The organism is Nitrospira marina (assembly GCF_059568365.1).
In genome coordinates this window covers 3,032,686-3,047,052 of the sequence record NZ_JCANTH010000001.1, presented here as the reverse complement: position 1 = coordinate 3,047,052, position 14,367 = coordinate 3,032,686, and the positions used below count along the sequence as shown (strand labels likewise).

The window sequence follows — 14,367 nt, the reverse complement described above, 5'->3', positions numbered from 1 at the left end:
AGTTGCCCGTCCTTCCCAGGGTTCCTTCCGGACCTCCACCGGAATGTTCCTTCTGTGGTGATCCCATGTCCCTGATTGACGGGGATTGGAGTTGCCCTGATTGTAATGGCGAGCTCATAGGACCAGAAACCGGCTAGAAATCGGCAGGATCGGTCTTGTCGCCTACCTCCGATCGAACGTAAAAGTCCGGATGTTCACGCTTGTCAGCGGCCCATTCTCTCCTCACCTCGAAACAGCTCTTGTCGAAACGGTCCAGCAGATCAAATCGGCCGATTCCCGCGCGCCGTTGGCCATTCTTGTGCCTTCGGCTTCGTTGCGAAGAAGGCTTCAGTGGTTATTGTGCGCCGAACATTCCTGTGCGCTCTTCGATCTCCATGTTCTGACGTTCCATCAGTTCGCTCTCCATCTTCATGCCGAGCAAGCGGCATTGGGTTCGCTGGAAGCTGAGGTGTCTTCGTTCGAACTTGTCGGCGACTTTTTCTATGAATATCTTCTAGCCGTACTTTTGGAAAAGAGTGGGCAAACTGTCGGATCCTTTGCCGATCTTCAATGTTCATCAGGTCTCAGGCAGGCCGTGTGGCGGAGCATTCGGGATTTGCTTGAAGCGCAAGTTGAGCCACGCCTGGCCCTCCGTGCGGTGGAAGAGGGGTTGTTCGATGAGATTGCGGTCACTCGGCTCGCGGGCTTACTGAAACTTCAGGAGGCCATCGTGAATGTGAGCCGACAATTAGGGGTGGGATTGCCGGAAGATTTGGCCAATTCGGTGATTCCCTGGGTAGCGGCGTCACCGTTTGTTGCCAGACTCTCGACGGTCATCTATTACGGTTTTTACGACATCACGCAAGTTCAGCTTTCGCTGTTAGAAGAAGTGGCTCGTACGAATTCCGTGAAGGTGTTCTTTCCCCTTACCGATCAACCTGCCTATCAATTTGCCCAACGATTTCTCGATCGACATTTATTAAAAGCCGGGGTGGTGTACCAACCTCTTCAGGTTATACACGAACCGTTGGGATCAGCGAATCGGACGGTACCATCCCCGTCCGTTCAGGTGGTAAATGTGATTGGGGGCCAAGGGGAGCTGGTTTTTACCTGCAAAGCCATTCTGCATGCGGTGGAAACGACAGGGCACACGTTTCAGGAGATTGGGGTGGTGGCCAGAACTCTCGATCCATATGGGCTATTTCTGCGGAGGGTGTTTGAGGAGCATCGAATTCCCTTTTTCACCACAGCGACTTTGCCTCTGTTGGAAGAACCGGTCGCTAAGATTTGGTGGCAGCTTGCCGGCTTGAGGGAAGAGCGGTACCCCTGGCAGGCCCTGCTGAATGTCGTGACCTCTCCCTATTATCGAAGCCCGTCGGTCAACGGATGTTCCACCCATGAACAAAAGCCAATCTGGAGCCAGGCCATTCGTCATTGGCGTCTTATGCAAGGTCGGGACGATTGGGAACGTCTTGCAGCTGTCGCGAATGACCCGGAAGCAATTGGTGACTGGCAGCGGAAGGTCGGATTGCCTCTGGAAGAGGCGTCTGTGGCTATACAACAGTGCGCGGACGTCGTGGGCCGCCTGATCGCCGATTGCCAGGCTCTTCCGGAATCAGGCCCGATCGGTGAACTGACCCTCCACTTTGAAGCGCTCGTGAATACGCATCTTTCCTTGCTTCAAGAAAAGACATCATCTCGAAAGGAAGAGCGAGATCAGGCTCATCAGGCAAGTCTCGTGCAAGCATTCGAACAGGTCATGACGCAGTTAAAGCAACTGGATCGGGTCGGTACTCAAGTGACCTGGGGGGCATGGGTGGAGGTGTTTCGAGGAGCATTGGAAGGGACAAGAATGCCTGTTCCGGGACAAAGCCCCTTAGGCGTGCAGGTATTCGATGCGATGGCGGCGCGAGGCCATGCCTTTAGAACTGTGTTTATTCTCGGAATGAATGATCAGGTCTTTCCACGTGTGGTTCGGGAGGATGCATTTTTGCGTGACGGGGATCGAAGGGTGTTGGCGGAAAGCCTTGGATATAAAATTGATGAAAAATTGCATGGATTTGATGAAGAGTCTTTGTTGTTTGCGTTGCTTCGGCACTCAGCCCGTGACCGGGTGTATCTCGTCTATCAACGTGCCGACCACAAGGGGCGTCCGCTGTTGCCGTCTCCTCTCCTAACGGAATGCGTGAAAGATGTCCCGGGCTGTTCTGAGTCGGAGATCAGTGTGCCGTTGCGTGTGGCTGAGCGGGTGAGAATTCCATACTTTTCTCCTGGTGAAGAGACCGGGCAGGAAGCGCGCCTGCGGTATCTGCTTCAGGGGCGGGCGATCCAAACAGATTCTTTGGAGCCAACGTTCTGGTGGAAATTGCTTCGCCATGGACTCAAAGCGGTGGCTGCTCTTGAAAGAACGTCCACAGGCGCGGGATCGTATGATGGGATCATGGCCGTCGAAGGGGCTCATTGGCAGGAGCTATTGTCCCGGGGGTTGTCACCGACGGCGTTGGAACATTATGCCCAATGTCCTTTCCGGTATTGGATGGAACATGCTCTGCATACACGGAATGTTCGAGAGGCTATTTCGCGGGAAATGCCAAGTCGGGTTTGGGGAGAGTTGGGGCATGCCATTCTTCGACACGTCTATCGCTATCTCATCGATCATAAATGGCCGGTCTCTTCAATAGAGTCCGTTCATCTCTCTTCCTTGATCGCCTCGACTATTAATCAGGTATGCGATAAATATGCGACACACTACGGAAAAGGGTATGTGGTGCTGTGGGAAAGAATGAAAACGCAATTAGGTGCTGTGGTATTTGCCATGATCGAGCATGATCAACAGGAGTACGTCGATCAGGCCATGGTGCCGGTGGATTGTGAGATAGGGGCCGAGGGAGAGATTGTCGACGGGGTGCCGGGAGGCTCGACCTTGCTGAAAATTCATGGACGAGTGGATCGTGTGGACCGGCAGTCCGATGGCCCAAGGACTCGTATTGTGGATTATAAATTTTCGGGTGGATTGGCGACTCGAACAGACCACCCCGACCTCGTCAATGAAGCCCTTCGTGGTCGACGGTTACAACCTCCTTTATATTCACTGATGTCTTCCTTGAGCCTGGCCGGCCATTCGGGGGAGCATTCTAAAGAAATGATGTCGCCACATCCTGCGATGCATTCCGTGGAATTCCGGTTTATCGGTCCATTGCATCCTGCACCTCTCACCTTCTCATCGTTTCACAGTTCGATCTGGGCCACGCAAACAGGTGACCAATTATTGCGGACCATTCGTCGTTGGATCGAAGGCATACGCACCGGGCAGTTCTTTGTTCTACCTGGTTCCTATTGTCGTGACTGCTCGTGGTCGGTGGCCTGTCGGTTTCAGCATCATCCATCGTGGGTGAGGGCGTATGGAATTCCGTTGGCGAAGGAATTTCGGCAAGGGCGAAAGCAACGGGCCACCCATGAGTAATCTCGAACGTCTTCCCGATGCCGATGCCCGACAGATGGCGGAAACCACGTTTGATCGTAATGTCGTGGTGCTGGCCGGGGCCGGGACGGGTAAAACAACGCTGTTGGTGAATCGATTGGTTCATGCGCTTCTGAGGGAGCCACACCCGTTACGTTTGACCGACATGCTGGCTCTGACCTTCACGAATAAAGCTGCTAATGAAATGAAAGCGCGACTCCGCGACCGGTTGTATGCGCTGCTAGCTGATTGTGAGGCTTCCGATGGCACAGACCTGGAGGAGTTCAAGCAACGCTATCATGTGTCCACGGCGCATGTGAAAGGGAAAATTCAGGTCGCCTTGCGTGATCTGGAGAAATCGCAAATTGCCACGCTCCATAGTTTTGCCGCTCATGTTCTTCGTCTGTATCCCTTAGAAGCCAGGGTCGATCCTCATTTCCATGAAGATGAAGGGATTCAATTTCTTGAGACATTTCAAAATGCGTGGGATGCCTGGTTGGAACAGGAATTAGGTGGGCAAGGTTCGGCGCATGCTCAGTGGCAGGACTTGCTCAATCACATGGGTTTGCATGAAATTCGATCCTTTGCCTTTTCGCTCTGTCAGGATCAGATTTCTATTCCTGAATTGGATCAGCAAGTGTGTGCCGAAGGCTTCTCGCCGGCCCTTCGGAAGTGGCTACAGAGTAAACAGCATCAGGTCCGATCATTGCTGACGAAATACGATCGCGCCAAACCTCGAAAAATTGAGAAGCTCTTATCTCTTGCTGAACGGGTGTTTGTTCGAGTGGGCTATGGGGAGCCACCAATGGACTTCCATTTGTCCGGTGAGGAGAAAGCCCTGGTTGATTCCACCATTGGCAAGGCCCCGGGAGAGTGGGATGCGTCGGATTTTCAAGATGCCAGGCGGGCGATTCAAGCTGCGCACCAGCTGTTGCAGGTCAATGGAGCCCTGTTGGGAAAGGTCCTTCATGTGCTTGGGCCCTTTGCCGAACGAATTCGCCAAAGTTTTTCGGGGAAGGGATGGATTCGATTTGATGGGCTCTTGATCCGGGTCAGAGATCTCCTACGGGATCATCCCATGGTCAGAGAGCAATTGAAGAAGACCTTTGCGGCCATAATGGTTGATGAGTTTCAGGATACTGATCCGGTTCAATATGAAATTTTACTTTATCTGGGTGAGTGCCCAAATGAGTGCGGGAGGTTTTGGCGGGATATCCAGCTTATGCCGGGGAAGCTGTTTATTGTGGGTGATCCCAAACAATCGATCTATGCCTTTCGGCGAGCTGATATCGAGGCGTTTGATCAGGTCGTGAACAAAGTGACGCATGATGGAGGGATCGTGTGTACTCTTCTGACCAATTTTCGTAGTGATGGGGCCATTCTTGAAGCCGTCAATGCGGTGTTTGACCGGTTATTCATTCCACAAGCCAATGTCCAACCCCCCAATGTCCCCCTGGCGGTTGGACGGATGCGAGAGCCGGGCTCCGGCTCGACAGGAATGGAGATCTGTGTGATGGCCAACCCTCAAGGGGAGGACGAATGGGATGCTGAGCGGGCCACACGGGTGGAAGCCGAATGGTTAGCGGGGTGGATTGAAGAACAATTGCTGCCGGGAAGCCAGTGGGTCATGGAGAAGGGCGTGAGAACCTCCTTACGTCCCGGGCATGTCGCGGTGTTGTTAAGAAAGTTTACCAATGCGCAGGTGTATCTTGAAGCGTTGCAGCGCCACAACATTCCTTGCATGGCTGATGGTGAGCGACATTTTTACCGGCGTCAGGAAGTGATTGATATGGTGAATGTGCTTCGCGTCCTGGATGATCCCACCGATGCTCTGGCCCTTGTGGGCATTCTCCGTTCTTCGTTAGGCGGGCTGACGGATCGGGAGATTATGGATGTGATGAAACTTGGCCCGTTGGATATCCGGCAGGCTCAAAGACTTGATGCATGGGCGAATTCACAGCAGGCAGTCATTCAGGGCCTTTTCCAGCGGCTGGCCTGGCTTCATACCCAGGCAAATCGACTCCCTCTTCCGGAATTGCTTGATCACCTGTTTCAACAACTTCCTCTCGTGGAATTGGCCGCCGCCTCGAGCCATGGTGAGCAGGCGGTGGTGAATGTCTGGAAGCTTCGGGATCTGATGAGTGAACAGGCGGCCATTCCTTCTCTATCGTTTTCTGCATGGGTGGAGCGATTGGTTAATTCCCTCATGACCCATCCTGCAGAGCCTGAGGCTCCATTGGCCGAAGAGACGTTAGACGCGGTGCGTGTCCTAACGATTCATAAGGCCAAAGGACTCGAGTTCCCCGTGGTGATGTTACCCGGGTTGCATCAGAAGGCTACAGGACTGGATCGCGGGGCACAAATTACCTTTGACTGGATTAGCGGCTTGTACGGTTGTACCTTGCCTCCTGTGTGGAATGCAGGCCAGGTGCCTCTGTGGGAAAAACAACGGATTCGAGAAGCCGCCGAACAGCGACGTCTGCTTTATGTGGGAATGACCAGGGCCAGAGAGCGCTTAATCTTATCAGGGGGCATACTTCCGAAAGTGGGTGGGGAAAGCCTTTTGAGTCTTATTCAGGGGATTGTTGAAGGAGTATTAGGGGATCCGGAGCTGGATATTGTGCGGGTAGGGGGCGTCTCCATTCCTCACACCGTCGTGACGCCCGCGGTATTGAAATCCTGGAAGCCCCTACAGCCCCATGCTGATCCTGAAGGGAGCGGTGAGGTGGTGGTCTCGACGCCACAGTGGGACACACGTGAAATGAGATGGCAACAGACCAATCAGGCTGAGGCCTACGTCAATCCCTCCATCCTGCATCAGGCGAAATCAGCCCAGGAGCGTGGAAAGAGGGGGCAAGGTTCTCCTGGGACCAGTCAGCGTCTTGGAATTTTGATGCATCGGATGCTTCAACGGTGGAATTTTCAGAGTGAGCATAAAATGGTTCAGAGTGCGCTCGTCGATTTTTGCGAACGCCAGTTACCAGGGCAGTCAGGGTTGGACCAGAGTGAGGTGGCCAGAGAACTTGAAACGCTCTTTGATCACTTTCTCGGTTCACCGGGGTATCGGGAATTGCAGAGGGCAACTATTCTTGGTCGGGAGGTTCCATTTGCAGTGCCATGGCCTGTCGGGCAACATGAGCCTTCCTTGCCACGGACCTGCGTGATGGAGGGGGTGATGGATGTGGTCTATGAAATCGATGGCGACGTGTGGGTCGGCGATTATAAAACGGATCACGTATCCTCTCGCACGGTGGGGCCGCGCGCGGAGACTTACCGGGAACAAGCGCAGGCCTATGCGCGGGCCGCACGCCAATGCTTGGGTCCTGCGGTCAAAGGGTGTAAACTCTTTTTTATTCGTCTCGGTGAAGTGGTCACGGTGACTGTAGGAACCGAGGGAAATATGTTTCAACACGAACAATAGATAACAAGAAGGAGGGAGCGATGAGGAATTGGAGGATGAAGGTATGCGTTGGGGTCTATTTCATTATGATGGCGGCAGGAGGGTGCGCATCGGACAAACCAGCGCCGTTGACAGCCTTGGCCCCTCCTCCAAATGTGGATACCCAAGTGTTGCAGGTTATGACCGAAGGCAAGCGCTTATTTGACGAAGGTCGGTGGGAAGCGGCACGGCAACAATTCCAGGTTGCGGTCCAACAACAAGCCGATCTGGCGGAAGCCCACTATAATCTCGCGTTGTGCATGGACAAAATGGGCGATCAAGGCGGCGCAAAGAAACATTTCATTGAGGCTGCCAACCTAGCTCCCGGTAATAAGGTGATTTGGAATTCCCCACCGCTTCGACGCTATGGCAATGTTCCCGATGCCCCTGCGCAAGCTACCTCGGCACCGGTCATGCCAGGATTCGGTGGGGGAGCGACTCCAGGCGGCGGGGGTAGGGGTTTTTAAGCTGCTTGTTGGGGATTTCTCGGAATCGGATAAGAATGCGTGAAATGGGGGAGGGTTATGCCTGTTTGTAGCCCCGAACAATCATGAAGACGCCGACTGCAACCATCGGGATACAGAGTAACTGACCCATCGTGATCCACTGGAAGATAAACCCTAAATGACTATCCGGTTCACGGAAAAATTCTACAAAAAATCGAGCGACTCCATATCCGCAGATGAAGGTCCAAAACATGGTTCCCGGTGGGGTTGACCGGCGGTTGATGATCCATAAAAGAACAAAGAGTGCAACGCCTTCCAATCCTGCCTCATAGAGTTGCGAGGGGTGTCGGCACTCCGGGCCGCCATGGGGGAACACCATGCACCATTCGACGTCGGTCGGCCGCCCGAATAATTCTCCGTTGATAAAATTCCCCATCCGTCCAAAGCCCAACCCGATTGGAGCCGCTCCTGCGGCTAAGTCGGCAATGGGCCAGACAGGAAACCCGCGGGTTTTGCAAAAGATCCAGATTGCGATACATGTTCCGATCAGCCCGCCGTGAAATGACATTCCCCCTTCCCATACCGCAAAAATCTTGAGGGGATGGTCCAGATAAAAGGGAAGATTATAAAACAACACATATCCCAAGCGCCCTCCGATAAAGACGCCAAAAGCAGCAAAGACTATAAGATCGGATAATTGTTGTGGTGGGAGAGAAATATTCTTTGTGGCGGCTCTGGACTTGATCAGCCAATAGGCTCCTGCCAATCCCAGGAGGTACATGAGACCATACCATCGGAGTGCCAGGGGCCCGATTCGAAAAAAGACCGGATCGATGTCCGGATACGGGAGCCGCGCAAGGTCCGCCAAAATGGAGACAGGGTCGAGGGCCATCATCCGGTAACGTGCCTTACCTCACGATGGAGGTGCCCGGAAGACGTTTGTGCTCCATCTAAAGGGGAACCCTCATTTGGAACCCGAATGGGAAAATGGCGGACCGCATGCTTCATCATGGGCAAGCCGGTTGGGAGAACCTCGTTCTTCTTGGAAAGTGGCAAAATGTCTATCGGCAAGGGTTTGTGGAGCAGAATAGGGTTGCCTTACACTAACAGGAACGGATCCGGTCACGTTGTTCGGAAGACATCACCTCATCTTCCTACCATAAATGCGGATGAAAGAAAAGGCGTGTTGGTGGTAATCGGAAGTCGGTATCTTGACGAGAGGCATAGACATCATGGCTGAAATGGGATCATCGTCTCGTTCGAATGGTGCAGAAATCATTCTGGATTGCATTAGTGACGGAGTGATTACGATCGACCTGCAGAAACGTGTGACCTTTTTGAATCGGGCGATGCAGAAGATGCTCGGGTACAACGTCGATGCGGCGGGGACACTTTTAGCCTGTGATGTACTGATCCAAAGCAACATCTGCTCGACTAAGGAATGTGTCCTGGAGCGGGCGCTTCAGGGAGAGCGGGTGTCGAATTTTGAAGCGATGGTTCGTCGACGTGATGGCGTACATATTCCGGTGAGCATCAATACTGACTTTTTATTGGATAAGGAAGGAAAGCTGATCGGGTTAATCGAAGTTATCCGTGATATCTCGCTGGTTCGCGAGTTGAGTGCCAGGGTGGAAGAGGTGTCGGAGCTCAAGCATCGGCTGGGAGAGCAGACCAAGCTGGATAATATGGTGGGTCGATGTCCTCGAATGCAGGACATTATGGCGAAATTGCCGATAATTGCCGCTTCGAAATCCTCCGTGCTCATCACCGGAGAAAGTGGAACGGGCAAGGAATTAATTGCCTGTGCGTTACATGCCCACAGCCCGAGAAAGGATGCCCCTTTTGTCGTGGTGAATTGCTCAAGTCTATCTGAGGGAATTCTGGAGAGTGAAATATTCGGTCATGTCAAAGGGGCATTTACCAACGCGTATTTTGATAAACCGGGCCGATTTGAAATTGCAAATGGTGGGACGATCTTTCTTGATGAAATCGGGGAGATGAGTGTCGCCACCCAAGTGAAATTATTGGGAGTTCTTGAGCGGGGGCAGTTTGAGCGGGTTGGGTCCAATGATACGGTTTCGGTGGATGTGAGGGTGGTCGCGGCCACGAATCGGAATTTGGAAGAAGCCGTTCAACAAGGACGGTTTCGAGAAGATTTGTATTTTCGTATACGAGTAATTCCGGTTGTGCTGCCCCCCCTACGGGAGCGAACGGGAGATATTCCCCTACTCGTGAATCACTTTCTCGAAAAATTTAATCGCGAAATGGGCAAGCATATTGTCAGCTTGTCTCCGCAATGTTTAGCGGCACTCAGTCGGTACCCGTTTCCCGGCAATATCAGGGAACTTCAGAATATGATTGAGCATGCCTTTGTGTGCTGTGAAGAGGATACGATTCAATTTGAGCATCTTCCAGCCGACCTCCATCGGTATTGTTGGGAGCATCGGGAATGGACCGACTCTGAATCACTGGAGGCCTTGGAGCGACAAGCCATTTGCCGGGCGTTGGAAAAGTCTGGTTGGCGGCTGAAGGAAGCTTCTCAACAGTTAGGGATTGGTCGATCGACCTTATGGCGGAAGGTCAAACAATTTGGAATAACTCAAACAACTTAAAAACGTTTCATTTTGGTCTACATTGTTACCTAATTGTGCTATTTGTATTAAAATGATATATTTTCAGTATCTTATGAATTTTTAATACATTATATCTAATTAAATTGGTTTCATTTTGAAACGTTTGCGGAGGGGTTCCTTATATAAATTCTTTAATTATCAGGTGCTTGTGCGAGATTTATTACGGCATATGGATTGCTTTTCATAAACAATCAGATATGCATTGATTTTATTATTTTTTTCCTGTGAGAAGGAGTGCTTGATATGGATTGTCCGCGTTGTCAGGGAATAATGATTCAAGATAAGTTTGGTGATGTGGCTGATGAATCCGGGGCCATATATTTTTCGGGTTGGCGCTGTATTACCTGTGGGGAAATTTTGGATCCGGTGATTTCTGAAAATCGTCGGCACCATCATGAACCCCTCATCGGTCGATCGCGTAAAAAGTTTGCCACCCAACTAGGTTAGGTGTTGCTGCCCGTCGTTCTTCTTTTCGTACCCCTATAGTCAATTGTGCATGTGTGGTGAGAGACCCGAAATTCTCTTGAGTCCATGAGGGTTTCGGGTTCTCTTTGATTCATGGTCTAATGGTATGGTGAGAAGAGGTAATGGTATACCGCGTTGCATGTGTGAAATTTATTATGAGTGTCTGTGACATAAGGAGATTATCGAATGGCTGCTGAACAAAACCCGGCCGGTCTCGCGACCCCACCCAATCAACCTGAAGGCAACCCATTGCCGGGCGTGAAACACATCATCGCGGTGAGCAGTGGCAAAGGCGGAGTCGGCAAATCCACGGTCACCGTGAATTTGGCCGTCGCGCTTAAACAGCAAGGCTATGCGGTAGGATTAATGGATGCGGATGTGTATGGACCAAATATTCCTCTGATGATCGGGGTGTCAAAAGAGCCGGGAAAGGATGGGGACAAAATTCTGCCTGCCGAGGGACAGGGAGTGAAAGTCATTTCCATGGGGTTTTTTGTGCCGGAAGACACGCCGGTGGTATGGCGGGGACCCATGGTCCATTCGGCGATCCAGCAATTTTTTCGTGATGTGGTCTGGGGGGAACTCGATTATTTACTGATCGATTTACCGCCCGGGACGGGAGATGTGCCTTTGACGTTGTCGCAATTAGTGCCGTTGACCGGAGCGATTACCGTGACCACTCCGCAGGAAGTGGCTCTGCAGGATGTGAGAAAAGGCATGACGATGTTCAAAAAAGTGAATGTCCCGTTGCTCGGGGTGATTGAAAATATGAGTTATTTTGTCTGTGGGCATTGTCACGAACGGACAGAAATTTTTTCCACAGGCGGTGGGGAACGTGCCGCTCAGAAATTTGAGATCCCATTTCTGGGACGAATTCCGATTGATCCGGCTATCCGGGAGGGGGGAGATAAAGGTACTCCAATTGTCAGCAATGATCCCTCGTCGCCCCAAGCCCAGGCCTTTCTTCAGATTGCCAAAACCCTGACGGCCAATATCGACCGAGCGGAAAAAGGTAACGGGGACGCTGCGCCCTCCATTTCCAGTTTACTCAAAAAAATTACCGATCCCTTGAAGAAATCATAAATGAAAGCATATTAATGTTGAGGAGAACCTATGGCGGAGTTAGTGCGAATCGCGAAAATGGATGAAGTGGAAGAGGGAAAAGGGATGGTGGTGGAAGCCGGTGAGAAATGTCTGGCCGTCTTTAAAGTGGATGGAGCCTTCCATGTCATCGATAACACCTGTCTCCATAGAGGCGGTCCTTTAGGTGAGGGCGATGTCGAAGGAGAAACGGTGGCCTGCCCCTGGCATGGGTGGGAGTACAATGTGAAAACCGGACATTGTCTGACTAATCCCTCCAGTCATGTGAGATCCTACCCGACCGTCGTTGAAGATGGAGAAGTGAAAGTCGATTTGTCCTAGGCATAGAAAAGGCCGTCTTGTCGTGACACGGTGGCCATGAGCGGCTACACATCATAAATGGCGGTAGACTTGTGGGTTGTAACAAGGCCAATACGTCCGCTTTTCCGTCATGTGTGGCATGAGTCAATACGATCTTTTTCCATGCCTTCCTGGCCCAGTCAGATCCAATCAGACAGTTAACCCGCATGTCTGGTCATGGCCGCCGTCTCGTGTTTCTTCCCCTTCCCCATATTAAATTTCAGAGAGCGTATTTCACCTCCGGTGCCATGATTTTGGATTACAATCAATCAGGCATAGCATCCCCTTTGGGTTCTTGATAACATTGATTCATTAAACTGTGTTGTGTTGATTTAGACTTCTATGTTTGTCAAACGTCTTTTGCTGTTCATCCCGCTGATCCTGGTCATTTTTCTGGTTCAATCCTATTTTTGGGTTCCGACCTACGAAAACCAGGCGGCCGGCAATCCCGATCGACTAGTGACCTACATTGAGGCGTCAATCGGGGATGCCAAAATTCTCAATCCTATCTTGAACGCGGATTCGGCGAGCTCCAATATTGTGAGCCACGTGTTCGAGGGGCTGCTGGATTTAGACGAAGACCTGAAGCTTCGGAGCCGAATGGCCACCGATTGGCAGATTACGGAGCAAGCCTATCTCCTGGTTAACCCGCATCACCGTTTTCCGGATGGAACGGAAGTGACAGGGAGTAGGCTCTTTCAGAAGATTCATGAGGCTTGGAAGGCTGGAACCATTGAGGGATTGCAGGAGAGGGTGCAATCCATTGAATTACTATCCTCGGGCAAACGGTCAGAGTCCATCTCCCTCCTGCTGCCCAATGCGGAAGGCAACCCCCAACTCAAAGACCTCTCCGTGACCATTGACGTACCGGAACGAGTAGCGTTTACGCTCTCGGAGGTGGACCAGGATTTATTCGACCGCTTAAAGCCGGTTCTCGGTGAGCGGTACTTTGAGCACTTCCCTTATGACAAACTGATTCATCCACAAGAGCCGGTTCCTAAGGAATTGGAAGAACCCCTGCGTGCCAAATTCCCTGATATTCTGCCCGTGGGCGAACACAATCCCACCATTCTGTTCCATCTTCGTCAGGGGGTAAAATTCCATGATGGGCATGCGTTCGATGCGGGAGATGTAAAGTTTACCTATGAAGCCATCATGAATCCCAAAAATTTGTCTCCACGGACTCCGGACTTCGAGCCGATTAAAACCGTGGAAATTCTGGATCCGTCGACCATACAAATTGTCTATAAACGCCTCTATTCCCCGGCCATCAATGCGTGGACGATGGGGATCCTCCCCGAGCATCTTTTGAATGCCGAGGCCCTAACCCGGGAGATGCAGGAGCGAGGATTGTCGGAGGAGGCTCAAAAAACATTCGGGATGCGAGAGAGTCAATTCAATCGACATCCTATCGGCAGTGGGAGCTTTCAGTTTGTGGAATGGCAGGGTGATGAATTTATCCATCTTCAACGGTATGAGGACTATTGGGAAGGGCCGGCTGAATATCATGAATATTATATGCGCATCATTCCCGAACTGTTCACGCAAGAAGTAGAATTTCGGACCGGCGCGATAGATTTTTATGGCGCGCAACCTCATCAGGTTGACCGGTATAAAAGTGATCCGACCTACCAGTGGTTTAGCAGTCCGACGTTCGCATACACCTATATTGGATACAATAATCGAAAACCGCTCTTTACCGAGCCGAAGATTAGAACGGCGCTGGGAATGGCGATTAATGTCGAGGAAATTATTAAGTATCTCGTGTATGGAGAGGGCCAACGGACCACCGGCCCCTATCCCAAAAACACAGAATGGTATGATCAGTCCATTCAACCCTTACCCTACGACCCTCAAGGTGCCCTCGCCATCCTGGAAAGTGCCGGATGGAAAATGAACAGGGACGGCTGGCTCGAAAAAGACGGAAAAATTTTTGAATTTAATCTCATCACCAACAACGGAAATCCCATCAGAAAAAATTTGATGACCATCGCACAGAATGCCTGGAAAAAGATCGGTGTCAAAGTGAACACACAGGTCTTCGAATGGGCCGTGTTTCTGAACGATTTTGTCAATACAGGAGACTTTGATGCGGTCGTGTTGGGCTGGAGCATGGGCATTGATCCCGATCTCTATCAGATTTGGCATTCCAGTCAGTCGGGTCCGCAACAATTAAATTTTGTGGGGTATAAGAACCCACGCGCTGACGCGCTCATTGTCAGGATCCGCCAGGAATACAATAGAGATCGACAGGAGGAATTGACGCACGAGCTACATCGGCTGATTCATGAGGATCAACCCTATACCTTCCTCTACGCACCCTTAAGCACCAGAGTTTTGGATAAGAAAATTGTGTTGGTGGAAAAAGGGCCTGATGGGAAAGAACAGTTCAAAAAGATTTATCCAACCAAAAGCGGGGACATCACGTTTTATTTCCGTAAATGGCGAAAATTGGAGTTGACGCCGGAGTTTTAGATGATGCCGTAACAGGGGTCTTCACCTTTT

General features: G+C 51.4%; 9 protein-coding genes. 8 read left to right on the top strand and 1 reads right to left on the bottom strand.

The features are described from left to right. Positions 1-190: 190 nt before the first annotated feature. Genes LX98_RS12855 through LX98_RS12845 form a run of 3 tightly spaced genes read left to right on the top strand, consistent with a single transcriptional unit; the run spans position 191 to position 7,345 of the window. Positions 191-3,442, top strand: coding sequence for a PD-(D/E)XK nuclease family protein (locus LX98_RS12855; RefSeq protein ID WP_496429278.1), 3,252 nt, complete (start codon positions 191-193; stop codon positions 3,440-3,442). Continuing rightward, a complete protein-coding gene (locus tag LX98_RS12850) occupies positions 3,435-6,860 on the top strand; it encodes a UvrD-helicase domain-containing protein (RefSeq protein ID WP_496429277.1) in 3,426 nt (1,141 codons plus the stop codon). The genes LX98_RS12855 and LX98_RS12850 overlap by 8 nt, the downstream gene beginning before the upstream one ends. A gap of 35 nt (positions 6,861-6,895) precedes the next feature. Then, entirely contained in the window at positions 6,896-7,345 is a 450-nt protein-coding gene (locus tag LX98_RS12845) for a tetratricopeptide repeat protein (RefSeq protein WP_496429276.1), read from the top strand. A 55-nt stretch (positions 7,346-7,400) separates the two neighbouring features. Here the strand turns inward: LX98_RS12845 and lgt are convergent, their stop codons facing one another. Next, complete coding sequence (gene lgt, locus LX98_RS12840; protein ID WP_496430606.1) at positions 7,401-8,216, bottom strand: prolipoprotein diacylglyceryl transferase; 816 nt, start codon at positions 8,214-8,216, stop codon at positions 7,401-7,403. A gap of 340 nt (positions 8,217-8,556) precedes the next feature. Between lgt and LX98_RS12835 the strand changes: the two genes are divergently transcribed. The 5 genes from LX98_RS12835 to LX98_RS12815 all read left to right on the top strand — a co-directional run bounded on the left by LX98_RS12835 (position 8,557) and on the right by LX98_RS12815 (position 14,337). After that, entirely contained in the window at positions 8,557-9,936 is a 1,380-nt protein-coding gene (locus tag LX98_RS12835) for a sigma 54-interacting transcriptional regulator (protein WP_496429275.1), read from the top strand. Between the two features lie 264 nt (positions 9,937-10,200). After that, positions 10,201-10,404, top strand: a complete 204-nt coding sequence (locus LX98_RS12830; protein ID WP_312640032.1) for a hypothetical protein — start codon at positions 10,201-10,203, stop codon at positions 10,402-10,404. A 204-nt stretch (positions 10,405-10,608) separates the two neighbouring features. Next, on the top strand, positions 10,609-11,505 hold the full coding sequence (locus LX98_RS12825) for a P-loop NTPase (RefSeq protein ID WP_496429274.1): 897 nt from the start codon (positions 10,609-10,611) through the stop codon (positions 11,503-11,505). Positions 11,506-11,535: 30 nt separating this feature from the next. Further along, positions 11,536-11,844: a Rieske 2Fe-2S domain-containing protein gene (locus tag LX98_RS12820; protein ID WP_496429273.1), complete on the top strand. Its 309-nt coding sequence runs from the start codon at positions 11,536-11,538 to the stop codon at positions 11,842-11,844. Positions 11,845-12,204: 360 nt separating this feature from the next. Beyond that, on the top strand, positions 12,205-14,337 hold the full coding sequence (locus LX98_RS12815; RefSeq protein ID WP_496429272.1) for an ABC transporter substrate-binding protein: 2,133 nt from the start codon (positions 12,205-12,207) through the stop codon (positions 14,335-14,337). Positions 14,338-14,367: the final 30 nt, after the last annotated feature.

Bases quoted from the DNA above. Each gene is read 5' to 3' on its own strand.
- LX98_RS12855 (WP_496429278.1), top strand. From the start codon at position 191: ATGTTCACGCTTGTCAGCGGCCCATTCTCTCCTCACCTCGAAACAGCT.
- LX98_RS12850 (WP_496429277.1), top strand. From the start codon at position 3,435: ATGAGTAATCTCGAACGTCTTCCCGATGCCGATGCCCGACAGATGGCG.
- LX98_RS12845 (WP_496429276.1), top strand. From the start codon at position 6,896: ATGAAGGTATGCGTTGGGGTCTATTTCATTATGATGGCGGCAGGAGGG.
- lgt (WP_496430606.1), bottom strand. From the start codon at position 8,216: ATGGCCCTCGACCCTGTCTCCATTTTGGCGGACCTTGCGCGGCTCCCG.
- LX98_RS12835 (WP_496429275.1), top strand. From the start codon at position 8,557: ATGGCTGAAATGGGATCATCGTCTCGTTCGAATGGTGCAGAAATCATT.
- LX98_RS12830 (WP_312640032.1), top strand. From the start codon at position 10,201: ATGGATTGTCCGCGTTGTCAGGGAATAATGATTCAAGATAAGTTTGGT.
- LX98_RS12825 (WP_496429274.1), top strand. From the start codon at position 10,609: ATGGCTGCTGAACAAAACCCGGCCGGTCTCGCGACCCCACCCAATCAA.
- LX98_RS12820 (WP_496429273.1), top strand. From the start codon at position 11,536: ATGGCGGAGTTAGTGCGAATCGCGAAAATGGATGAAGTGGAAGAGGGA.
- LX98_RS12815 (WP_496429272.1), top strand. From the start codon at position 12,205: ATGTTTGTCAAACGTCTTTTGCTGTTCATCCCGCTGATCCTGGTCATT.